The sequence below is a fragment of the Actinopolymorpha sp. NPDC004070 genome (assembly GCF_040610475.1).
In the GTDB taxonomy this organism is placed as follows: Bacteria; Actinomycetota; Actinomycetes; order Propionibacteriales; family Actinopolymorphaceae; genus Actinopolymorpha.
This window is the reverse complement of sequence record NZ_JBEXMJ010000001.1, coordinates 275,645-297,162: the sequence shown is the minus strand read 5'-3', so window position 1 is coordinate 297,162 and position 21,518 is coordinate 275,645. Positions and strand designations below refer to the sequence as shown.

Below are 21,518 nucleotides of genomic sequence, written 5' to 3'. Positions count from 1 at the left end.
GCGGCGATCACTGGGCACCATCGTTGTCCGGTGCCCGCACTTCCCAACGACCACCACGCACCGCACTTCCACGTGCGGTCGGTGGATGGCTACGTCAACGACCCGAACGGCCCGGTCCACTACCGCGGCTCCTACCACCTCTACTTCCAGCAGGTCTTCGACACTCCCCGCACCGGACCCGTGCACTGGGGCCACGCGACCAGCACCGACCTGGTGACCTGGACGCTGCATCGTCCCGCGCTCACGCCCAGCCCCGGCACACCGGACGAGGGCGGTTGCTGGTCGGGTAACACCGTGGCGGCGGACGACCGGCTGTACGCGTTCTACTCCGCCTGCGACTCGGTGAACCCGTTCCAGCCGGTGCGGCGAGCGGAGTCCGCCGACGGGTTCGAGTTCACCGGGTCGATCCCGATGGTCGACGCACCGGACGCGTCGGAGTCGCCGGTGCAGTTCCGGGATCCGTTCGTGTGGTGGCACCACGGCCGCTGGTGCATGCTCGTCGGCGCCGGGCTTGCCGGGGACGAGGCCGACGGCGGTGCGCTCGGGCAGGCCAGGCTGTACGAGTCGTCCGACCTGACGAACTGGACCTACGTCGGGCCGTTCGCCGGCCGGCGGCGTACCGGCGAGGGCACCGACCACGACACCGGGATGATGTGGGAGTGCCCGCAGTACGCCTCGCTCGGCGAGTGGGGCGTACTCCTCGTCGGTGCGTGGGACCGCCACGAGGGCATCACCCACGTGCTCGCGCTCACCGGCCGCGACGAGGCCGACCGGCTCGCCGACCCCGGACCGGCCGTGCGGATCGACCAGGGGCCGAACTTCTACGCCCCGTCGGTGATGCGCGACCCGGACGGACGGGTGCTGGTGTGGGGCTGGGTCACCGAGGGACGCGACGCCTCCGCCTCGATCGAGGCGGACTGGTCCGGGATGCTCACCCTCCCCCGGGTGCTCACCGTGACCGACGAGGGCGAGCCGCGTTGGCATCCGCCGGCCGAACTGGCCGCGCTTCGCGACGGCGCGGTCGCCTCGCTGGAGGGCCCCTTCGACGCCGACTCGTCCGTGGACGTGGAGGACGTGCCCGCGCAGTTCGAGCTGGACCTCGCGCTCACCGCGTCCGGAACCGACCGCGAATCCACGCAGGTGCGACTGGTGACCGGCGAGGCCGAGCACCTGGACCTGCTGGTCGACTGGCGCGCCGGCACGGTGACCGTCGACCGGGACTCGGCGAGCCTGGACTCAAGATCGCACCGGGGCACCTTTTCCATCGCGGACGCGGTGACGGGCGGGGAGGCCGGGGGGCCGGTGAGCGTCGAGCTTCGCCTGCTGGTGGACGGGTCGGTGGGTGAACTGTTCGCGGCCGGCCAGGCACTCACCTGCCGCTTCTACCCGCAGTCGCCACCGCCGTGGACCCTGCGGGTCACGGCCGGCGACGGCGGCCCGGTCGACGGGCGTGTCACGGCGTGGCGGCTGCGCAGGTCGGTGGGATAGGTCGATGGAAACGTACGACGAACTGCTGGAGGAGGCACGCGCACTCGCCTCCCCCGGCCGGCGGCGCGTGCTCGGCATCGTCGGCGCGCCCGGCGCCGGGAAGTCCACCCTCGCCGAGCGTCTGGTCGCCGACCTCGCGCCGGCCTCGGTGTACGTGCCCATGGACGGCTTCCATCTCGCCCAGGCCGAACTCGACCGGCTCGGCCGGGCCGGCCGCAAGGGCGCGCCGGACACCTTCGACGCCGCGGGCTACCTCGCCCTGCTCCGGCGGCTGCGCGACCCGGCCGAGGGCACCGTCTACGCGCCGGCGTTCTCGCGTGTGCTGGAGGAACCGGTGGCGGGTTCGCTGCCGGTTCCACCGGACACGCCGCTGGTGGTGACCGAAGGCAATTACCTGTTGCTCACCGACGAACCGTGGCGGCAGGTGCGCACACTGCTGGACGCGTGCTGGTTCGTGCTCACCGAGGAGGACGTCCGGATGGACCGGCTGATCCGCCGGCACCGGGAGTTCGGCAGGTCCCCGGCGGTGGCACAGGCGTTCGCGACCGGTTCCGACCAGCGCAACGCCGACCTGGTGGCGGCCGGGATCGACCGCGCGGACCGGGTGGTCGACGTCACCGCGTGGGACCTTCGCCCGTTCGCTGCCGACGGCGTGCCCGACGGCAGAAACGGCGCCGGCGGGACTGGCGGCGGTCACGACGGCGGTCACGACGGCGGTCCGGCCTGACCCTGGCGGAGCCGCGCGTCCGCCTGCCGCGTACGACGTCGACGGTCAGGTACGCCGCGCACACCGCGACCAGCACCCCGTCGGCGGCGAACAGCCGGCCCATCGGCAGCCACACCGAGCCGACGCCGAACGCCGCGAAGACCGTGAGAGCGGCCCCCTCGGACAGCACGCCGGACAGCGACGTCACGGTGGCCCGGGCGGGCCCGCTGATCGCGTGCTGGAGCCGCGCGTCCAGCAGCAGCCTCGCCAGGTGGAAGGCGCCGATGCCGACTCCGATCGCGACCACGCCGACCGTGGACGTGGCGGCCGCCCCGGCGCCGACGAGGAAGCCGGCCACGGACAGCGCGACCGGCGCGACGGCGTACCGCCACCGCCGCGCGGCGACCAGCAGCGCCGCCACCACCATGGCGACGCCGGGTACGACCATCAGCAGCGGGACGTACGAGTCGGTGACGCCGACCGTTCGGGCCAGCAGCGGGAGGTACTCGTCGAAGGCGACCAGCCCGGGCAGCAGGCCGGTCAGCACCGTGAGCCGGCGTACGGCCGGGTCGCGGACCGCCTCGGCCACCCCCGCCCGGAGGGTCGCGGCGTACGCGCGTACCCCGGTCGGTTCGGACTCGAGCCCGGACCGGGGCACGTCGGGGAACGCCAGCGCCACCGGCACCTGCGCCAGCCCCATCGCCACCGAGGCCCACCCCACCACGGCGTAGCCGCCGACCGCGAAGAACGGAGCGGCCAGCGCGGTCGCGACCAGTCCGGCAGTACCCTCGGCGACCGCGGCCCGGCCGAGCAGTCGGTCGTAGGTGGACTCGGCCCCGACCGCTGCGAGTTCGTCGTACACCAGCGCCTGCAGCGTGCCCGATCTGAGCGCTCCCTGCGCGGACCACAGCACGAAGCCGACCGCGAAGGCGGGGAAGGACGGCAGGCAGATCCACAACCCGAACCCGGCGGCTCGCAGGACCGCACCGACGGCGAGCAGGTGACGTCGCGAGAGCCGATCGGCGAGGACGCCCGACGGCACCTCCAGGACGAACGCGGCACCCGCCCACAGCCCGAGCAACACCGATATCTGTCCGGTGGACAGCCCGCTGTCGGAGAACAGCAGGGTGTACAGCGGGTACAGAAAAATCGCGTCGTCCAGCGCGGAGAAGGCGACGAACAGTCGGCCGACCCGCCGGGCACGAGCGGCCGGCGGATCAGCCGACGGTGCGAGCCCCGCCGCGCGGCCGCGGGAGTTGGGAGCTCAACGAGGCCAGTTCATGGGGAGACCCTAGGTTGTCGGGGCGCGCGGCACGGGGTTCAGCGCGTGCGCCGGTCTGCTCATCGCCGGTGCCAGGCGGCGAGCACCTCGGCCTCCTCCTTCGCCGTCAGCCCGGCACGCAGGCCCGCCGGGTCGGCTCCGTCCGCTCCGTCAGGTCCGTCAGGTCCGTCAGGTCCGTCAGGTCCGTCAGCAAGGTCGCGGCCGGCTTCCCGTGCCCAGACCAGGGTGTCGCGTGCGGTCTGGCCGAGGTCGCGGACCGCAAGCCCCGCGGCCAGGGTCGCGCTGACGTCGTGGTCGAGCATGCCGGCGTACTCCGGACGCGGTAGCCAGACCGGCAGCGACCGCGGCCCCGCCCACGGGTTCACCTCCTGCGCCACCAGGAACTCCTGGTCCACCCAGGTCAGCTCCGGCTCCGCACTCGCCCCGGCGCCGGCCCCTGCGACCGCGTCGGAGACCCCGGCCGCGACCCGGTCCAGGAACTCCCCGCGTCCCACGGTCGGGCCGGTGGCGTCGAAGACGCCCACCACACCGCTCTCCGCGGACCGGACGATCCAGGCCGCAAGGTCTCGTACGTCGATCACCTGCACCGGGTCCCCAGGGGCGCCCGGCGCGAGCACCTCACCGCCCCGTGCCAGCCGCACCGGCCAGTAGGTGAACCGGTCGCTGCGGTCACCGGGGCCGACGATCAGTCCCGCGCGGACCACGTTGGCCCGGTCGGCCAGCGCGGCGAGCACCGCCTGCTCGCAGGAGACCTTGGCCGGTCCGTAGTTCTCCACGTCGGCCTCGTCGGCGTCCGCGGACAGCGGGTCGTGCACCTGACCGGTGTGCGGGTTCTGCCCAGGGGTGGAGTTGTCGGTGTAGACGCTGATGGAGGAGACGAACGTCCAGTGGCGTACGCCCTCGCCCAGTGCGGCCACCGCCCGGCGGACCTGGCTGGGCAGCCGGGCCACGTCGACCACCGCGTCGAACTCCCGGCCGGCCAGCGGGGCCAGCCCGTCGGGGGCGTCGCGGTCCACACGGACGAACGACACTCCGGCGGGCGGCTCACCGCTGCTGCCGCGGGCCGCGCAGGTCACCTCGTGGCCACGCGCCACCGCCTCGGCGGCCACCGCCGCGGACAGGAACACCGTCCCGCCCAGGACCAGGATCCGCATCGGTCTCCTCCTCGTCGTCGCACGGCGGCCGGCTCGGGCGCCGGGCAGCCCGGTGGGCACGCCGCGAATGCCGGAAGCCTGGCCGATCCCGCAACGGGTGCGCCAGCCGATTCCGCCGACGGCGATCGCGCTACGCCGTCGGCGGAACCAGTTGCGAACCAGGGGCGAACCAGTACTACTTCCGCAGCGGCACCCTCGACGCCAGCGTGCCGGCGCCCGACGCCGCCTCCCAGCCTGCCAGCACCCGCGGGTGCCCTGCCGGCGCGCGGTCCAGCGGCACCTTCACCGCGGCGCGCCCGGCGCCGTCGACGGAGACCACCGCGCTGCCGGCGGTGCCCTTGTCGTCCACGACGAACACGTGCGCCTCACCGGCTCCGGTGCTGCGCACGTCGGCGATCACCGTTCCACGACTCCACCGGGCACCGACCAGCCAGCCGCTGTCCCCGAGGGGTGCGGCCGTACCACCGGACAGCGGCACGTTGACCCGTACCGACTGCTCGACCGTCTGCGGCGACTCCACGCTGCGCAGCGCGGTGTTGGGCACCACCGGGTCGGCCGTCGGCCGGTCCGCGGGCGGCTGGTAGCCGGCGAGCCGCGCGAGCCCCCAGCGGTACGGGTCGCCCTGCACGCCACCCCAGGTGGACCAGCCGATCCGGGTCTGGCCGGTCTTGTCCTGGGTGTCGGAGTCGTAGACCAGAACGTTCAGCCTGAGCTTCTCCGGGTCGACCGACGCGGGGAGTTCGGCCAGCGGGATCGCGGCCTCCACGGTGTAGCCGGTGTACGGCGAGCTGACCGTACTCGCGAACTTCACGCCGGGGGCGGTCTCCGCGATCGGACCCTGGTGGTTGTCGGCGTCGCGCAGCGCGCACGCGGGCCCCTCCGCGGTGAACGGCAGCACGCCCAGCTTGAACGTCGAGGCGGTGTTCTCGCTGGTGCCGCGGGGATCCAGGGCGATCTCCACGCTGTCGGTACGCCAGTGCCGCTTGCAGTCGCTGGTCGCCAGCGGCGTGCCCTTCGCTTCGTCGCGTACCTCCACCGCCACGTAGATCGTGTCGCCCGCGCGGGTCACGTGCGCGGTGCCCGAGCAGTCGGCCGCGGAGTCGCACGGCGAGCCCTCCCACAGCCGGGAGATGTCCAGCGCCTCGCCGGGGTACTCCCCCTCGCCCACCTTGCCGTCCACGGTGGGTGCGGCCGGCGCCTGTTCGACCGTGGTCGCCGGCACGAGTTCCAGGGCGGGGTTGCTCACCGAGGTCGCGCCGTCGGAGGTGGTCGTGGTGACGGTGTACGCATAGTCGCCGGGCGCCGAGCCCTCGGTGCCGCCCGCGTTGGAGGTGGGCAGTGAGGCGTCGGCGTTGCGTACGGTGAACGTCACCTTCGTGGTGGCGCCCGCGGCCAGGTCGGTGAACGGCTTCTGCGCCGCGTCGGCGGCGAACCCGTCCGGCAGGTTCAGCGTGACGGTGCCGGACCGGGTGGTGTCGGAGTTGTTCATGACCGTGTAGTCGATCGCCCGCTCGCCACCGGAGGCGATGGTGAGGACCGGGACGACGAAGCCGCGCAGTTGCGGCGCGCCGACCTGCCGGGCCCACGCCTCGAACGAGGAGACCTGCGGGAGGAGCTGCTGCTGGGTCGCGACGTCCGGGGTCAGCTGGACCTGTGCCGCGGCGTACCCGGTGCCGGCCGTCGTGGTGAGGAACGCCTCCAGCCGGGACCGCTCGCTCACCGGGTCACCCTCGGGCTGGGTGGCGGGCGGCGTCACCGTGAACGTCGCGGTGGCCGAGCCGCCGGGGCCCACGCGACCCAGGGCTCCGTCACCCTCGACCTGCCAGCCGTCCGGGGCACGCAGTGCCACCGACGACTGGCCCAGGTTGGCGCCGCGGGGCGCCGTGACGTACACCTTCACCGTGGTGGACCTGCCCGGGCGTACGTCGAAGTCGCTGTCCACCTTCAGCTGCGTACCGAGCGGGACGGTGCCTTCGGGCCGGGTCAGCGCGCCGTCGAGGATCGCGTCCGGTTCGGCGGCGGCAGGCGTACCCACCTTGGGATACGGGACCCGCGATGCCACCTGGGTGAACCGGTCGCAGCCCAGCTGCGCCGGGTCGGAGGAGGGGTCGGGGAAGCCGGCCCAGCCCTGCGAGGCGTACTCCCGCTGGGCTTCGCGTTCGATCTGCGCCCAGGTCTTGCCCTGCTCACGGGAGACGTTGCCGGAGAAGACGCCGTAGATGTCCTGGGACGGGTCGACCGGGGTGAACGTGTTCACGCACGACGGGCCGACCGGCCCGGTGCCGCGCGCCCGGCTCAGCAGCACCTTCGCCGGCGCGAACGGCTTCAGCTTCTCCTTGGTGATCTGGTCGGGGAACGCCTTGGGGTCGGCCGCGGCGTAGTAGGCGGCGATCGCCAGCCGGGCCGCCTCCTGGTGGTTGCCGTGGTTGCCGGGCGAGGGCGCGGGGTCCATCGTGACCAGGATCTCCGGCCTGGTCTGGCGGACGATCCGGACCACTTTCGCCAGCGCGTCCTGCTGGTCCCACAACTTCTCGGTCAGGGGCGCGGACACGGTGTAGAAGAAGTCGACCTTGTCCAGGTTGAACACGTCGGTGACGCCGGCCTTGCCGACCGCGCGGCGTTCCTCCGCCTCCCGGATCAGGCCCAGCGCGGGGCCCTCCTCCGGGCCGACCGCGTTGCCGCCGCCCTCCCCCCGGGTGACGGTGACGACTCCGGTGCGTACGCCGTTGTCCTCACCCCACTGACCGAACGTGGACAGCGCACCGGACTCGTCGTCGGGGTGCGCCCCGACGAACAGCGCGCCCAGGTCGACCGGCGTACCCCGCGAGGTGTCCGCGCCGGTCGCCGCCGTGCCGGCCGCGGCGTGCGCCACCTTCGTCGGCGCGACGGGCGCGGTGGCCGCGATGGCTGCGGTCGCGGTCATCGCCGACGCGGTGGCCGGCCCGGCGGCCGCTACCAGCCCGGCGACGACCATGCTCGCGACCGCGCTCACCGCCGTCCGCGTTCGAACGGGTGGAAACCCCATGCTGTTCCTCCTCATGCCGTGCCGACCGAGCGGCACGGCGCGTGACCGGCGGCGTATGTCCGCGCCGGAGCGCCGACGGACACACTTCCCCCCGCGGCGCTCGCGTGATCGTCTCGCGCCACCCGTGATCTTGGAAAGAGTGCGAACGCGAAGGCCTTCCTCTCGTACGGGTGTGCACGCGCAGCGGAGCCGGATGTGGCCAATGCACCCGCGCTCGCCGTCATCACGGCGGCCGCGTGGGTAGCGTGCGGACGCAAGCCGTTGCCGCGCAAGCAGATCGCAGGAGGCCAGCGTGCCGAGGAGACTGTCCGCAACCGTCGCGCTCGTGTGCGGCCTGGCACTGCTGCCCGCACTGCCCGTGCTGCCGGCGTTCGCCGGCTCCGACGGGGCGCTCCGCACCGGGCGAAGCTCGGGCGAGGGCCACCGCACCGAGCGGACGTACACGCCGAGCAGCGAGAACATCGCCAACCCCGAGCGTGGTTTCTACCACCACACCGAGACGCACGTCCGCGCCGACGGTTCGGGGTACGAGCCGCTGAACCCGGTCACGCTGCTCCGCTGGCGTGAGAACGAGCACGTCACCCAGATCCTTCGCGTCTTCTACCTGGAGAAGTTCGCGGGCACCGACACGATCGACCCGGCGTACCTGTCCCGGGTCCGGGCCGACTTCGCCACCGCCCGCGCGGCCGGGATCAAGGTGATCGTGCGGTTCGCGTACGCCCAGCCGAAGGACGACTGGCCCTACCAGCCGCCGTACGGCGACGCACCGAAGGACCGCGTCCTGGCCCACATCGCTCAGCTGGCGCCGGTGCTGCGGGCGAACGCGGACGTGATCGCCACCGTGCAGGCCGGCTTCATCGGGCTGTGGGGCGAGGGCTACTACACCGACTACTTCGTCGCCGATCCCCTCCACCCCGAGAACGTCACGCCGCAGGACTGGGCCAACCGGCGCGAGGTGTTCCTCGCCCTGCTGCGCGCTCTGCCGCACACCCGCGCCATTCAGGTGCGCACGATGCAGATGAAGCAGAAGACGGTCGACAGGCCCACCGGCGGGGAAGGCGCACTCACGCCCGAGGAGGCCTTCTCGGGCACCCCGGTCGCCCGCATCGGGCACCACAACGACTGCTTCCTCGCCAGCCCGGACGACTTCGGCACCTTCCTCTCCGACCCGATCACGCTGGACCAGGAGTACCTCGCCCAGGACTCGAGGTTCGTCCCGGTCGGCGGCGAGACGTGCAACGTCGACCCGCCGCGTTCGGAGTGGCCCAGCGCGGTGGCGGAGATGGAGCGCTACCACTACGACTACCTCAACTCCGACTACAACCGCGACGTGCTGGGCAGCTGGGGCGCGAACATCGAGGAGGCACGGCGACGGCTGGGGTACCGGCTGCGGCTCACCACGGGCGACTTCGCTGACGGAGTACGCCCGGGGCACTCGTTCACTGTCAACCTGAGCCTGCGCAACGACGGATTCGCCGCGCCGTACAACCCGCGGTCGGCCCGGCTGGTGCTCACCGGTTCCCACCGGTCCTACGAGGTTCGGCTGCCGGTCGACCCGCGCCGCTGGGAGCCCGGCACGCCGATCGAGGTGAACACCCGGATCTGCGCCAGCCTCCCGCCGGGCAGGTACGCCCTGTCCCTCGACCTGCCCGCGCCCGAACGCCGGCTGCAGTCGCAGGCCCTGCTTCCGGGCACCGACACGAGCTACCACGCGGCGTACGCGATCCAGCTTGCCAACACCGGCGTGTGGGACTCGCGGACCGGCTACAACGACCTCGGGCAGTCCGTCGTCGTCGGCCGCGACCAGGCGCCCTCGACCTCGTGCACCGGCGGGTTGCGGCCGCGGCCTCTCCCGATGCGGTAGGAACGCCGGACGCGCCCCCGCCGGTTCGGCGGGGGCGTAGGCCTCTCCCTTCGCGGCGAGTGACGTTGTCGGCCGGTCGCTGGATAGCCTTGCCGGATGCGTGAACCTGCCTGCGTCGGCGCCCTCATCCGTGACTCCCAGCACCGGGTCTACGCCCAGCGCCGGAGTCCGGACCGTCGGCTGCTGCCCGGGATCTGGGATGTCGTGGGCGGACACCTCGACCCCGGAGAGACGCCGGAGGAGGCGCTCGCCCGGGAGATCGAGGAAGAGACCGGCTGGCGGCTGCGCAGCATCGAGGCGGTGGTCGCCGACTGGGAGTGGTCCCACGAAGGTGTCGTACGCCGGGAGCTCGACTACCTGGTCGAGGTGGACGGCGACCTGACCGCTCCCCGGTTGGAGGAGGGCAAGCACGACGCGTACGCCTGGGTGGGACCGGCGGACCTCGAACTGATGATGGTCGACCGCACCGACGGCGACCGGCGACTGCGGGACGTGGTGGCGAAGGTGATTCGTACCAGGCTCACCGACCGGCTCCGGCTCGAGCCCGCCGGACCCGAGCACGCCGAGGATCTGTGGACGATGCACCAGGACGCGGCGGTCGCGGAATGGCACGCGGGTCGGTGGACCATGGAACAGGCCCGGGCCAACGCGGCCGGGTGGGGCGCCGCATGGGAACGCGACGGAGTGCACAAGTGGGTGGCCTACGCCCGGGCCGACGGCGACCTCGCCAGGCGCGACGAGTTGATCGGGCGGGGTGGGTTGTCCCGCGCGGTCGTGGATGGTGCGGAGTGCCTCGAGCTGGGGTGGAATCTCCGGGACCGCTTCTGGGGCAAGGGGTACGCGAGCGAGATCGGCCGGGCGGGACTGGCGTTCGCGTTCGATCACCTCGGCGCCGATGAGGTCGTGGCGTTCACCGAGCGGCACAACGTGCGGTCCCGTGCGGTGATGGAACGCATCGGCATGCGGTTCGTCCGGGAGTTCACCGCGCCGGGGCTGGTGGAGGGCCGCGAAGGCGTCCACGATGACGCGGTCTTCGCCTTGTACGCGACCGACCGCACGTCGCGCCAGGTGTAGCGATCCGGGGTGCCCTGACCGCTCGGACCGACCGCGCCCGAACTCACAGCGCCCGAACTCACAGCGCTCGAGCTGACAGTCATCCGACCGACTGCGCTCGGCCGCGCCCTTCACGGTCGCTGCACCTTCTGCTGCGGGTCCACCCACTCCGGCGGAACGTACTCCGGGTGGCCGTGAGCGCCCATCCGCACCTGCCAGCCTCGGTGGTGGACGAAGGTGTGATGCGTCTTGCACAGGAGGACTCCGTTCGCCAGATCCGTCGGCCCGAAGTCGTCCCAGGGGTTCATGTGGTGCGCGACGCAGCGGCGTTCGGGCACTTGGCAGCCCGGGAAGTGACAGTGGGACCCGTCCCGGACTGCCAAAGCCCGGCGTTGCGCCTCGGTGAAGAACCGATCGGCCATGCCGACGTCGAGGACCTCACCGTCGCCGCCGAGGACGACGGGGATGATGTTCGCGTCGCAGGCCATCCGCCGGATCGTGGCCACCGAGATGGGCTCGCCGCGTAGCCCGAAGATCCGCGCCGAACCGCCACCGCCGCACTTGCTACAGCCGTCGTGCCGATCGACGTGGCCGTCGGGGTCGTCGGGGTCGTTGGGCTCGCTGGGACGGTGGGCAGCCTCCGACCCCGCCGGACTCTCATGCAGTTCGGTGTCGGCGTCGTCTCTTGTCCCGAGGTCCCAGTCCCCGGGCCCGATATCCGTTTCCGGATCAGGCCCGAGTCCGTACCCGGGTCCTCGCGGTTCGGGTATCGGGTCCGCGATCCCGGTCGGATCTGGTCGATCGGGTGGGCGCTTCTCTTCGTCTGACTGGCCGCGCCGGCCAGGTGTCCTCCCCTGGCCACCGGGGCGACCCAAGCGCGGGTCTGTCGTCTCGACCGGATCGGCCACCGCGCGCGGGTCGCTGGTGGCAGCCGGCCGGGCTGTCTCGTCGGGGCTGTTCGCCAGGTCCGGGTCGACGACCTCTTCGTCAACGTCGGGTTGCGACGCAGCTCCCGCAGTGGCGTTGGTGCTCGCATCGGGCGCCGCTGTGCGCGTGGCGTTGTCGCTCGGCTCGGCGTCGCTCGGCTCGGCGTCGCTCGGCTCGGCGTCGCTCGGCTCGGCCCTATTGCCGGGCTCGGCGTTGTTGCTCGGGTCCGCGTTGTTGTTCGGGTCCGCGTTGTTGTTCGGGTCGGCCTCCCCGGTGCCGCCGGTGCCGTCGGTCTGCTTGCTGGGGTTGGAGCTGGCATCCTTGGCATCCGTAGTGCCACGGCGGCTCGTGCCAGACCCGGACTGTCCCGCCTCAGCACCCTTGGTGCGCTTGGTGTCCTTGCCCTCGGCGGCCCGGCGCTTGGCGGCTTGGCGTTTGGCATCGGGGGTCTGGCAGCCACACGGCATGGGGCGGACGGGGTTGAGGTCGTCGATGGTGCCGTACCCGACGCCGTTCATCAGGTTGTGCAGATCGATCAGCACGGTGACGCAGTCGCGTCCTCGGCCGCGGTTGGGCGAGGCTTCCCATTCAGCCCACCTGGCGACCAACTCCGCGAACGCGTCGCCACGCTTTTGGTCCAGGGGACGGTCGTCGGGCTCGGGACGGGTGTCACGGGCAACCAGCGCCTCGACCAGCTTGCGGAGGACTTCCATCTCCAGCACCGGCAGCTTGATCACCACGGTTTCCGAACCGGGGGTACCGTTCGGCGCGTACTTCAGGGAGCGGGAGCATTCTGCGGCACGTTCGGCATCGTCGAGTTCCTTACCCAGCCGGCGTTCGGATTCCTCCGGCGCCAGGTAGTGCAGCAACGCCCGGCCCAGCAGGCGCACGTCGTCGGGGTTACGCCGCTTCGACTCCTCGATCAGATACTCCTCGGCCTCCACGCGCTGTTCGAGGCTGACCCACTTGGGCAGGTCCTTGATCGCCCCCGCGATCACCTGCGCGTGCCTGAACGAGAGTTCTCCACGCGCCAGCGCCCGGGCGGTGAGGGTGATGGTGCGGTCGAGGTCGCGGGCGAGGGCGACGGTGGCGTAGGAGTCCTTCTTCCCCATCCGCTGGGCGCTGCGCAGCCACGCCGCCGTGCTCGCCGCACCCGTCGTCTTGCCGACGTCGCAGGCCTCGGCCCTGGCCACCATCGCCAGCTTCAAGGCGGCCATCATCGCCTCGCCGACCTGGTGCAGGTCGAACAACCGGCCCAGCTTCTCGGGCCGAAGTGACAGCATCGGCGCCGCCAGCGCGTCACCGACGACAGAACGGACCTGAACCAGCGCAGCCTCCAGACGCTGATCGGCGTCAATGCCGCCGTCCCAGCCCGAAGGATCCTGCACTGTCGAACTCATGCACGAATGCTATCGGCCACCACCGACAGGAATCTTTTGTCCACAAGGAGACTGCATTCGACGCCGATCGGCTACCTGTGGACAAAAACCTGGCACTGACCCCGGTCGCACAACGGGCTCCCGGCTTGAGGACGCCTACTCGACAAAGACGCCCTCCTCGAAGAAGGCGCCGCCAGAACAGCAGGCCCGCGTCTTCCAGGGCAGTCACGGCTACCGGATTCAGCGGACTCTCGCGAACTGAAGTCGACTGAGGACCTGAGGCGTCATCGGCACTCCGGCCGTCTGCAGCGCCATCAGCGCCGCACCCCCGAGCGGATCGAGGACGGCTTCGGCCGTACGGATGCTCGGCGCGGATCCTGCGGACAGCAGCCGGCTGATCCGGTCGGCGAATCCGGGGTCGGTGGCCAGCGCACCCGCCAATGCCACCGGCACGGCGATGTCGCTGACCAACGGAGCGAGCAGCCGGACGCCGACAGCGGTCTTCTCCGCGAGGCGGGTCACCGCGCCATCTGCGAGCGGCGAGGTGTCCACGGCGGCAGTGACCGCAGGCGCCAGGCCGCCGTAGCGGCGCTTCACGTCGTTGTAGTCCTTGCCGCCGAGCCCGAGTGCGATCCGCCGAAGGTCAGTGACGTCGCCGGCTCCCCACCACGCCAGCACCGTCTCCACCAGTTTCCGATCCGCGTCGACGTGCTCACCGAGCAGGATGCGATGCATCACGTCGTAGACGAGGTGCCGTGCTCCGCCGGCATAGTGCTGGAATCGCCCACTGCCGAGCACCGTGCCGTCCGCGGTGATCGCCGCGACCATCGAACCGGTGCCGCCCACGACGATGATCCCCGGCTCTCCGGCGAGCGCGCCCCGATGCGCGATGACCGCGTCGTTGACCACGTGCTGCGGGCAGGTGAGCGCACACCCGTCGAAGAACGTGCCGATCCAGTCCGCATCGCCGTCGATGGGGTACCCCGCCACACCCGCCGTCATCGCGACCGCGTCCTCGACCGCGAGCCCACCACTGGTGACAGCGGCGGCGATCGTGGAGCAGACGTTCTCGGCCGCGGTGTGATTGTGCGAGGGCGACCCACCTGCCCCGACCTGCCGTGCCAGCAGCACCCCCTCGAGGGTGAAACAGCCAACCCTGGTCTGCGTCCCGCCCGCATCGACCGCGACGACGTAGGGCACGGATGTCGGCATGATCAGCAGGTTAGCCGATGCCGGGTTCCTCGACTCCTTCGACGAAGAGCAGCCGGCGGTCCAGTGCGGTCCGGCGGATCGCCAGCGCCTCGGCGTACTCGTCGGAGTCGTACCACTCTCGCGCCTGTGCCATCGACGCGAACTCGACCACGACCACCCGCGCGGACTCCGTCCACTTCCCTTCCGGTACGAAGGGTTCGGCACCGCGCACGACGTAGCGGCCACCATGGCGGGCGATGGACTCGGCCGCGAGCGTGCGATAGCGCTCGGCGGCGGCATGGTCGACGATGTCGGCCTCGGAGATCACGTAGGCGGGCATGCCGCCAGCTTCGCACGAGGCTCGGGCATCAACGGCCGTTGGTGTTTGGGCATCGTGCCGCCGAGCGGCAGCACGCGGACTCAGACGCCCGCGAGCTCGGGCTGGAGTACTGCCTCGACGTCCACGGTGACGTCCACCAGATCGCTCACCACCACACCGCCCCGGTCCACCGAGTCGTTCCAGCTGACCCCGAAGTCGTGCCGGTTGATGCTCGTACGCCCGACGAACCCGGCTCTGCGACGCGGACCGAGGTCACGTCCGTCCTCCCACCACGGCGTGTCCCACTGACCGAGGTAGGTGACGTGCAACGTGACCGGGCGGGTCACTCCGCGGATCGTGAGGTCACCGGTCACCTCGTACTCCGAGGCGCCGATCCGCTCCACCTTCCCGCCGGTGAACGTCCAGGTCGGGTGGTTGTCGACGTCGAAGAAGTCCGCGCTGCGCAGGTGTGCATCCCTGGCCGGCTCACCGGTGTAGACCTTGGTCGCGTCGATCACCGCCTCGATCCGCGTACGGTCGAGGTGGTCCGGGTCGACGACGATCGACCCGTGCACGTCCTTGAACTGCCCGCGCACGTAGGCGACCATCATGTGTCTCGCGGTGAACTCCGCGCCGGTGTGCCCCGGCTCGAACACCCAGTGGCTCTCCCCCATGACTCCCCCTCGACACGGTGTTGTACGTCGTACGTATGTCGTTGTACGTCGTCATCCGGGCCGGTCCGACATCTGGCGCGAATCACCCGATCGGTGGAGCGGACCGGCGCCCGGCTCACCTTCAATCGTGTCACGCGGAAAGTCACCCAGCGGAGGCCGCGACCGCCGGGGACTCACTCGGCTCGGCCGCGGCGATCACGCCGTCCAGGACGCGCAGCGACGCGGCCATCTCCTCGATCTGGCGCAGTATGCGGGTGCGCTCGACCTGCAGGTCGCCCACCAGGCCGGCGGAGGGGATCACGCGCTCGCCGTCGGACCGGATGCACGGCAGCAGCTCGACGATCTTCGCACTGCACAGGCCCGCGGAGTACAGCAACTGGATCTGGCCGACCCGGGCGAGCGCCGAGGGGTCGTACTCGCGGTAGCCGTTCGGGCAGCGCCGCGACGCCAGCAGGCCCTGCTCCTCCTAGTAGCGCAGCGCGCGCACGCTGACCCCGCTTCGCCTGGACAACTCTCCGATGCGCATGCGGGAAAGCGTAACTCCGATCAGGTCTTGACCCTCACGCCGACGTTACGGTTTAGCGTCTGGGCTCATGACGACCACACCGGCCTCTCCGGGCCAACCCCATGGCCGGCTCCATGGCCAGCCCCAGCAGGGGCCGACGACCTGCTCCCCTATCTACGCCAGGCGCTCTCCCTGGCCACCGCGAACGCGGACGCGGGCCAGCTGCCGTTCGCCGCCGTGGTGGTCCGCGACGGCCAGGTGCTCGGCACCGGGGTCAACACCGCCGTCCGCGACTCCGACCCGATCGCACACGCCGAGGTCGAGGCGGTACGCGACGCGAGCCGAAAGCTCGGCGACGGCGACCTCACCGGAGCGACCGTGGTGTCCACCTGCGAGCCGTGCGCGATGTGCCACACCGCCGCGCTGGTGGCCGGCGCGACCTGGATCGTGTACGCCGCACCGAAGGAGTACGTCCCCGACTTCGGCGGTACGCCGCGACCGGACCTCACCCGGCTGCAGGGGATCCTGCGGGACGCCGCGCCGGAGACCGTGGAGCACCAGCCCGTCCTCGGAGCGCGAGAACCGTTCGACCGCTACCTGGCGGTGCTCGCGGCGAGGGGTGAGGGGCGGTGAAGCTTGGCGTAAACGTCATCAACTTCGGTGCGAGTGCGGGCCCGGACGCGCTGCTCGGCTAGGCGAGATTCGCCGAGCGGACCGGCTTCTCCCTCGCGATGATCTCCGACCACGCGGCGCTCACCCAGGACGTCGCCGACCTGTACCCCGAGCCGTTCTACGAGCCGTTCACCGCGATGGCCTGGCTGGCCGGAGCCACCGAGCATCTCGAACTCGGCACGTCCGTGGCGGTCGCGCCCTACCGCAACCCGCTGTTGACAGCACGGATGACGACCGCCATCGACCAGTTCAGCAAGGGGCGGGTTGGGCTCGGGGTCGGAGTGGGCTGGTCGGAGTCGGAATTCGCCGCACTGAACGCACCGCCGTTCATGCGCAGAGGTGACGTCACCGACGAGTACCTCGCTGCTGTCAAGGCGCTCTGGACATCCGAACGCGCCACGTACGAAGGCGAGTTCGTGTCGTTCCGCGACGTGTACAGCTGTCCGCCGCCGGTACGCTGGCCGCACCCGCCGATCTGGGTGGGCGGTGCCAGCCGGGCGGGCCTGCGGCGCGCGGTGACCTACGGCGACGCGTGGCACCCGATCAACCCGCGACCGGGATGGCTGCGTACGAAGGAATTGCCGGGCCTGTGCGAGGAAGCCGACGCCGCCGGACGTGAAGCGCCGATGCTGTCGGTACGGATCCGGGCCAACCCCGGTGACACGAGGCGTGACGACGACCGGCTGACCGGCGAGGGCACCATGTCGCAGATCCTGGACGACGTGGCGGACCTCGTGGACCTCGGCGCGGAGTACGTCACGCTGGACACCGTTCTCGAACGACCCTCGGTGCGGCGTCCGCTCGAGGAGGACTGGCGGCTGCTGGAGAAGGTCGCCAACGCACTCTTCGACGCCGGGATCGCCACCCCGGCAGGAAAGTGAGCGACCAGGCCGACGTGGGCGACCTGAACTACCTGAACTACCTGACCCGGGCAGGCGAGCCGACAGGTCACATCGACTCCAGCTCCCTGCCCTTGGTCTCCGGCACCGCCCGGGCGACGAACAGGAAGGACAGAACCGCGAACAGGGTGTAGAGCCCGTACGCGAACCCCAGCCCGATCTGCTGCAGCACCGGGAACGTCGTCGACACCGCGAAGTTGGCCAGCCACTGCGCGGCGGCCGCCACGGCCAGCGCCTGCGCACGAATGCGGTTGTTGAACATCTCGCCGAGCAGCACCCACACCACCGGTCCCCAGCTCAGGCCGAAGAACACGACGTAGACGTTCGCCGCGATCAGGGCCAGCGGCGACATCACGCCCTCCAGCACGGGTTTGCCGTGCACGACGGGCGCGGTCCCGAACGCGAACGCCAACGTACCAAGGGTGATGGTCATCCCCGCCGAGCCGATCAGCAGTAGCGGCTTGCGGCCGATCCGGTCGATGGTGGCGATCGCGATCAGGGTGGTGACGATGTTCGTCACCGAGGTGATGACCGTGATGACGAGCGAGTCCTCCTCGCTGAACCCGACCGCCTGCCACAACACCGAGGAGTAGTAGAAGATCACGTTGATGCCGACGAACTGCTGGAACACCGACAGCAGGATCCCCACCCACACGATCGGCAGCAGGCCGAGCCGCGGACCACGCAGGTCGCCCAGTCGGGACCGCCGGTCCGTGCCGAGCGTGCGCCGGATCTCCACGATCTTCGCGTCGACGTCGCCGCCGACGTACTGCACCAGGACCTCCCGCGCCTCGGTCAGCCGGCTGCAGGCGACGAGATAGCGCGGCGACTCCGGGATCTGCAGCGCCAGGATGCCGTACGCCAGTGCGGGCACCATCAGGGACAGGAACATCCAGCGCCACGCGGCCAGGCCGAACCACAGTTCCCTGGTCGCACCGCCCGCCGCCGCGACGAGCCCGAAGTCGACCAGCAGCGCCATGAAGATGCCCGTCACGATCGCCAGCTGCTGCAGGGAACCGAGCCTGCCGCGGATCCGCGCGGGTGAGATCTCCGCGATGTACGCCGGTGCGATCACCGACGCCGCCCCCACGCCCATGCCGCCGATGAACCGCCAGACCGCGAGGTCCCAGATCGCGAACGAGAACCCCGATCCCAGCGCGCTCACCAGGAACAGCACGGCCGCGATGACCATCACCCGGATCCGGCCCATCCGGCCGGCCAGCGGACCGGCGAACCACGCGCCGAGAGCCGAGCCGAGCAGCGCGGCGGCCACCGCGAACCCCAGCACTCCGGGCGAGGCGTGAAAGGTGTCCCGGACCGCGGCGACCGCGCCGTTGATGACGGCGGTGTCGTAGCCGAAGAGGAACCCACCGAGGGCGGCGACCATGGCCACCAGCACGGTGGCACCTGAACCCCCGGCGCTGGACGCGCCCGAAACGTCGGGATCTGGTCGGCTCATCCCGATCTCCTCACCCGGCGGGGTGGCGAGCCGGGCCGGATCACCTCGGCTCACCACTCACCGTAACCGAGCGATCCGGCTGCGTCCTCGCGCCGCGACGAAAGCGACGCCGAGGACGCGTGCGGCCGACAGCGGTACGGGACCGCTGCCGGCCGGAGACCTCAGGCGGGCTGGTCGGGGTTCGGCGCCCGCCGGTCCCGCCTGCCGTCGTGGTCGACATCGCCTTCTGAGCCGTGCGCCCGCTCGTCGGGGTTCTGGCCGTACGCCCGCTCCTCACCCTGCGGATCGGTGGGGTACTCGGCGGCCGCCTCGTCATGACCGCGCTGGTCGTAACCCGCCTGGTGATGACCCGCCTGGTCGTGACCCGCCTGGTCGTGACCGCCCTGCTGGTCGTAACCCGCCTGGTGGTAACCCGCCTGGTGGTGACCCGCCTGGTCGTCGCCCGGACCGGTGTGGCCCCGCTGTGCGTAGTCGCTGCCCCGCATGTGCTCCACGGAGCCTCGCGGCCCTCGGTGACGCTCGCCGCCCGTCATGTGCTGATCGGCCTCGTCGACGGGTCCGTCGGCCACGTGCTCGCCGTGCGGCTGGTGCTCACGGCCGGCCAGGTTGCCGGTCCGGTCGTCGGCGCGCACATCCCCAGGCTCGTCGGCGCTCACGTCCCCACGCTCGTCGGCGCTCACGTCCCCACGCTCGTCGGTGCGGTCGTCCGCCCGCTCGTCCGCCCGGTCCTCGTCGCGCAGGTCGGGGTCGATCTCGTCGGCCCGCCGAAGGTGTTCCTCGGCCTCCGCTCGGGTGGAGTGTGCACGCTCTTCCCGTGCCCGGGCCTCTTCCTCGAGGCGCTGGGCCTCGGCGAGCTGCTGCTCGGCAGCGGTACGGACCTCCTGCGCGCGGTCGCCCAGCTGTCCGGCCTCCCGGTCGTGAACTGCGGCCTGACGGCTGACCTCCACCGCGCGGTCGCGGGCCTCCTGCGCCGCGATCCGGCGTTCCTCCTGCTTCTTCGCCCGCGCGCGCAACGCGACGACCACGCCGACGATGATCAGTACGACCACCACGATGACGGCAATGACGATGCCTGTGCCCATCTGGACCTCCGGTGTTCGGGCGCTCGGCCCGATCTGCCCGCGCACCGTTGCCGACCGGCCCGCAGGAGAGTGCGTCGTTCGGTCACCGGCATGACACAGCCAGCTGTGACCGCGCCGGTGCGGCGATCGGACGCTAGCACCGGTGAGACCGCTTTGCAGGAACGCTCAGTCGGCGGCCCGGCTCCCCCACCCGGCTCGGTCGTTCAGGTGCGGGAACGGCTGCGGGGGAACCGGCCGGTCGAGGAAGGCGCACAACGGCTCCCAGCCGTCGCCGACGTGGTGGACGAGCAGCCGGTCCGCCGGGACGCTCGCCCGGACCTCCTCGTTGTGGCGTTCGAACGCCGAGATCAGCCGCTCACGGTCGTGCGGTTCGCCACCGAGGAGATGCTGGACGACCACCTCCTGCGCCATGGCGTTCCACCCGTCGGCCGCGGGGTCCCCCCAGCCGAGGGCGATCGGCCGGTACACGGTGGCGTGGTAGCTGGCGAACCACCGCTCCGGCTCGCGCACCGTGAGCAGGACCTTCGCCTCGGGATAGGCCGCGAGGAGCTCGCGCCAGAACACGCTGCCCGGCCAGTCGACGGTCGCCGAGTAGTCGGCGTAGATCCGCTCCCAGTCGAAGTCCGGCCCGGCCTTCAGCGCCTCGCGGAAGAGGTCGGCCTGCTCGGGGTGGTCGAACACCTCGTGCATGTGGTGGCAGGGCAGTCCGAGCAGCTCCAGCGCCTGCTTCATGGAGGTCGTTCCCGTACGAGCCCAGCCGGCACCGATCACCTGCAGCGACATGTCCGCAGTATGGCAGCGCTCGCCGCCGGCTCACAGAGACCGCGACGGCCGGTACGGGCGAACGAAAGCACGGCAAGTGGGGGGCGCCGCTACGCCACTCCTCCTCCGCCTTGCCGACCGGGCGCGGATGACCCGCTCACTACTCGACCCTGATCCGCAGGCCAGACCCTAGGCGGCGTGGCCGTGACCGGCCGGGTCCACGATGTTGGCGAGCTCGGTGACCGCGCCCTTCATGCGGCAGAAGTACGGCCGCCGGTGCCAGGGCATCAGCTCGGCGTCCAGGACGTCGCCGACCACGCAGGTGACGTTGTCACGCCCGCCGGCGACCAGGGCCGCACGGACGAGCCTGTCCGTGGCCTCCTCCGGGGTCCCACCCACCAGAAGCGAGCGAACCTCGTCCTCGTCCACGAAGTCGCTGAGCCCGTCGCTGCACAACAGCACCCGGTCACCCGGCCGGAGGTCGAGCAGCACGATGTCGGCGTCCGGACGGTCGCCTCCGTCGAGGAACCGCGTGACGGCGGAGCGGTACGGATGGACCCTGGCCTGTGCGGGGGTGATCCTTCCCTGGTCCAGCAGGGACTGGACCAGGGTGTGGTCGACGGACACCTGACGCAGGCGTTCCTCGCGCAGGACGTACGCCCGGGAGTCTCCCGCATGGGCCATCGCGAAGGTGTGGCCGTCGGTCAGCACAGCGGTGAGGGTGGTGGCCATGCCGGCGCGGGCCGGATCGGCCTCGACGCCGTCGACCAGAACCTGGTGTGCCCGGTCGACCCACGCCCGGAGGAGGCCGGGAAGACCGGGAAGACCGGGAAGACCGGGAAGACCGACACCGGGAGTCGCGGATTCGCCGGTTGCCGGGTCGGGCAACAGCGACATCGCGCCGAGCAGATGCGCCACGCTCGCCGAGGCGACCTCACCCGCGGCGTGCCCACCGACCCCGTCCGCGACCAGCAACAGGTGTGGCCCCACGAACGCTGAGTCCTCGTTGTTGGCGCGGACCAGGCCGAGATGAGTACGCACCGAGTAGGCGAAGCGCATAGGACATCGTGCCACGCG

Annotated in this window: 17 protein-coding genes and 1 pseudogene; 6 read left to right on the top strand and 12 right to left on the bottom strand. The window is 71.5% G+C overall.

All coding sequences use genetic code 11. The annotated features are described in order from the left end of the window. Window positions 1-30: 30 nt before the first annotated feature. Together ABZV93_RS01325 and ABZV93_RS01320 are read left to right on the top strand one after the other, a co-directional pair. Window positions 31-1,488, top strand: a complete 1,458-nt coding sequence (locus ABZV93_RS01325) for a glycoside hydrolase family 32 protein (protein ID WP_354928461.1) — start codon at window positions 31-33, stop codon at window positions 1,486-1,488. A 4-nt stretch (window positions 1,489-1,492) separates the two neighbouring features. After that, complete coding sequence (locus ABZV93_RS01320; RefSeq protein ID WP_354928458.1) at window positions 1,493-2,215, top strand: nucleoside/nucleotide kinase family protein; 723 nt, start codon at window positions 1,493-1,495, stop codon at window positions 2,213-2,215. Here ABZV93_RS01320 and ABZV93_RS01315 read toward each other — a convergent pair. From ABZV93_RS01315 to ABZV93_RS01305, 3 genes are all read right to left on the bottom strand, one after another. Further along, entirely contained in the window at window positions 2,103-3,377 is a 1,275-nt protein-coding gene (locus ABZV93_RS01315; protein ID WP_354929713.1) for an MFS transporter, read from the bottom strand. The genes ABZV93_RS01320 and ABZV93_RS01315 overlap by 113 nt on opposite strands. A 158-nt stretch (window positions 3,378-3,535) precedes the next feature. Further along, window positions 3,536-4,630 carry an NAD-dependent epimerase/dehydratase family protein gene (locus ABZV93_RS01310; protein ID WP_354928455.1) on the bottom strand — a complete coding sequence of 365 codons (1,095 nt, stop codon included), beginning with the start codon at window positions 4,628-4,630 and terminating at the stop codon, window positions 3,536-3,538. A gap of 175 nt (window positions 4,631-4,805) precedes the next feature. Continuing rightward, entirely contained in the window at window positions 4,806-7,655 is a 2,850-nt protein-coding gene (locus tag ABZV93_RS01305; protein ID WP_354928452.1) for a sugar-binding protein, read from the bottom strand. A 292-nt stretch (window positions 7,656-7,947) separates the two neighbouring features. Between ABZV93_RS01305 and ABZV93_RS01300 the strand changes: the two genes are divergently transcribed. Both ABZV93_RS01300 and ABZV93_RS01295 read left to right on the top strand, forming a co-directional pair. Next, window positions 7,948-9,519 carry a DUF4832 domain-containing protein gene (locus tag ABZV93_RS01300; RefSeq protein ID WP_354928449.1) on the top strand — a complete coding sequence of 524 codons (1,572 nt, stop codon included), beginning with the start codon at window positions 7,948-7,950 and terminating at the stop codon, window positions 9,517-9,519. 96 nt (window positions 9,520-9,615) lie between these two features. After that, window positions 9,616-10,593 carry a GNAT family N-acetyltransferase gene (locus ABZV93_RS01295; protein ID WP_354928446.1) on the top strand — a complete coding sequence of 326 codons (978 nt, stop codon included), beginning with the start codon at window positions 9,616-9,618 and terminating at the stop codon, window positions 10,591-10,593. A gap of 110 nt (window positions 10,594-10,703) precedes the next feature. Here ABZV93_RS01295 and ABZV93_RS01290 read toward each other — a convergent pair whose 3' ends face one another. The 5 genes from ABZV93_RS01290 to ABZV93_RS01270 form a co-directional block, all read right to left on the bottom strand. Continuing rightward, on the bottom strand, window positions 10,704-12,899 hold the full coding sequence (locus tag ABZV93_RS01290) for a DUF222 domain-containing protein (RefSeq protein ID WP_354928443.1): 2,196 nt from the start codon (window positions 12,897-12,899) through the stop codon (window positions 10,704-10,706). 219 nt (window positions 12,900-13,118) lie between these two features. Then, on the bottom strand, window positions 13,119-14,090 hold the full coding sequence (locus ABZV93_RS01285) for a BadF/BadG/BcrA/BcrD ATPase family protein (RefSeq protein ID WP_354928440.1): 972 nt from the start codon (window positions 14,088-14,090) through the stop codon (window positions 13,119-13,121). Window positions 14,091-14,100: 10 nt separating this feature from the next. After that, window positions 14,101-14,409 carry a DUF1330 domain-containing protein gene (locus tag ABZV93_RS01280; RefSeq protein WP_354928437.1) on the bottom strand — a complete coding sequence of 103 codons (309 nt, stop codon included), beginning with the start codon at window positions 14,407-14,409 and terminating at the stop codon, window positions 14,101-14,103. Window positions 14,410-14,489: 80 nt separating this feature from the next. Further along, complete coding sequence (locus ABZV93_RS01275; protein ID WP_354928434.1) at window positions 14,490-15,062, bottom strand: YceI family protein; 573 nt, start codon at window positions 15,060-15,062, stop codon at window positions 14,490-14,492. 142 nt (window positions 15,063-15,204) lie between these two features. After that, window positions 15,205-15,438 (bottom strand): hypothetical protein, encoded by a 234-nt coding sequence (locus ABZV93_RS01270; protein ID WP_354928431.1) that lies wholly within the window; start codon window positions 15,436-15,438, stop codon window positions 15,205-15,207. A 177-nt stretch (window positions 15,439-15,615) separates the two neighbouring features. Between ABZV93_RS01270 and ABZV93_RS01265 the strand changes: the two genes are divergently transcribed. Continuing rightward, a complete protein-coding gene (locus ABZV93_RS01265) occupies window positions 15,616-16,200 on the top strand; it encodes a nucleoside deaminase (protein ID WP_354928428.1) in 585 nt (194 codons plus the stop codon). A gap of 74 nt (window positions 16,201-16,274) precedes the next feature. After that, window positions 16,275-17,120: pseudogene (locus ABZV93_RS01260) on the top strand (TIGR03619 family F420-dependent LLM class oxidoreductase); the annotation flags it as partial. Window positions 17,121-17,187: 67 nt separating this feature from the next. Here the strand turns inward: ABZV93_RS01260 and ABZV93_RS01255 are convergent. The 4 genes from ABZV93_RS01255 to ABZV93_RS01240 form a co-directional block, all read right to left on the bottom strand. Further along, window positions 17,188-18,597, bottom strand: a complete 1,410-nt coding sequence (locus ABZV93_RS01255) for a sugar porter family MFS transporter (protein ID WP_354928425.1) — start codon at window positions 18,595-18,597, stop codon at window positions 17,188-17,190. A gap of 161 nt (window positions 18,598-18,758) precedes the next feature. Beyond that, entirely contained in the window at window positions 18,759-19,679 is a 921-nt protein-coding gene (locus ABZV93_RS01250; protein WP_354928422.1) for a hypothetical protein, read from the bottom strand. Between the two features lie 165 nt (window positions 19,680-19,844). Further along, window positions 19,845-20,462: a sulfotransferase family protein gene (locus ABZV93_RS01245; protein WP_354928419.1), complete on the bottom strand. Its 618-nt coding sequence runs from the start codon at window positions 20,460-20,462 to the stop codon at window positions 19,845-19,847. A 168-nt stretch (window positions 20,463-20,630) separates the two neighbouring features. Next, window positions 20,631-21,500 carry a protein phosphatase 2C domain-containing protein gene (locus ABZV93_RS01240; RefSeq protein WP_354928416.1) on the bottom strand — a complete coding sequence of 290 codons (870 nt, stop codon included), beginning with the start codon at window positions 21,498-21,500 and terminating at the stop codon, window positions 20,631-20,633. Window positions 21,501-21,518: the final 18 nt, after the last annotated feature.

Bases quoted from the DNA above. Each gene is read 5' to 3' on its own strand.
- ABZV93_RS01295 (WP_354928446.1), top strand. From the start codon at position 9,616: ATGCGTGAACCTGCCTGCGTCGGCGCCCTCATCCGTGACTCCCAGCAC.
- ABZV93_RS01255 (WP_354928425.1), bottom strand. From the start codon at position 18,597: ATGAGCCGACCAGATCCCGACGTTTCGGGCGCGTCCAGCGCCGGGGGT.
- ABZV93_RS01280 (WP_354928437.1), bottom strand. From the start codon at position 14,409: ATGCCCGCCTACGTGATCTCCGAGGCCGACATCGTCGACCATGCCGCC.
- ABZV93_RS01320 (WP_354928458.1), top strand. From the start codon at position 1,493: ATGGAAACGTACGACGAACTGCTGGAGGAGGCACGCGCACTCGCCTCC.
- ABZV93_RS01240 (WP_354928416.1), bottom strand. From the start codon at position 21,500: ATGCGCTTCGCCTACTCGGTGCGTACTCATCTCGGCCTGGTCCGCGCC.
- ABZV93_RS01275 (WP_354928434.1), bottom strand. From the start codon at position 15,062: ATGGGGGAGAGCCACTGGGTGTTCGAGCCGGGGCACACCGGCGCGGAG.
- ABZV93_RS01310 (WP_354928455.1), bottom strand. From the start codon at position 4,630: ATGCGGATCCTGGTCCTGGGCGGGACGGTGTTCCTGTCCGCGGCGGTG.
- ABZV93_RS01290 (WP_354928443.1), bottom strand. From the start codon at position 12,899: ATGAGTTCGACAGTGCAGGATCCTTCGGGCTGGGACGGCGGCATTGAC.
- ABZV93_RS01245 (WP_354928419.1), bottom strand. From the start codon at position 20,462: ATGTCGCTGCAGGTGATCGGTGCCGGCTGGGCTCGTACGGGAACGACC.
- ABZV93_RS01250 (WP_354928422.1), bottom strand. From the start codon at position 19,679: ATGGGCACAGGCATCGTCATTGCCGTCATCGTGGTGGTCGTACTGATC.
- ABZV93_RS01285 (WP_354928440.1), bottom strand. From the start codon at position 14,090: ATGCCGACATCCGTGCCCTACGTCGTCGCGGTCGATGCGGGCGGGACG.
- ABZV93_RS01305 (WP_354928452.1), bottom strand. From the start codon at position 7,655: ATGGGGTTTCCACCCGTTCGAACGCGGACGGCGGTGAGCGCGGTCGCG.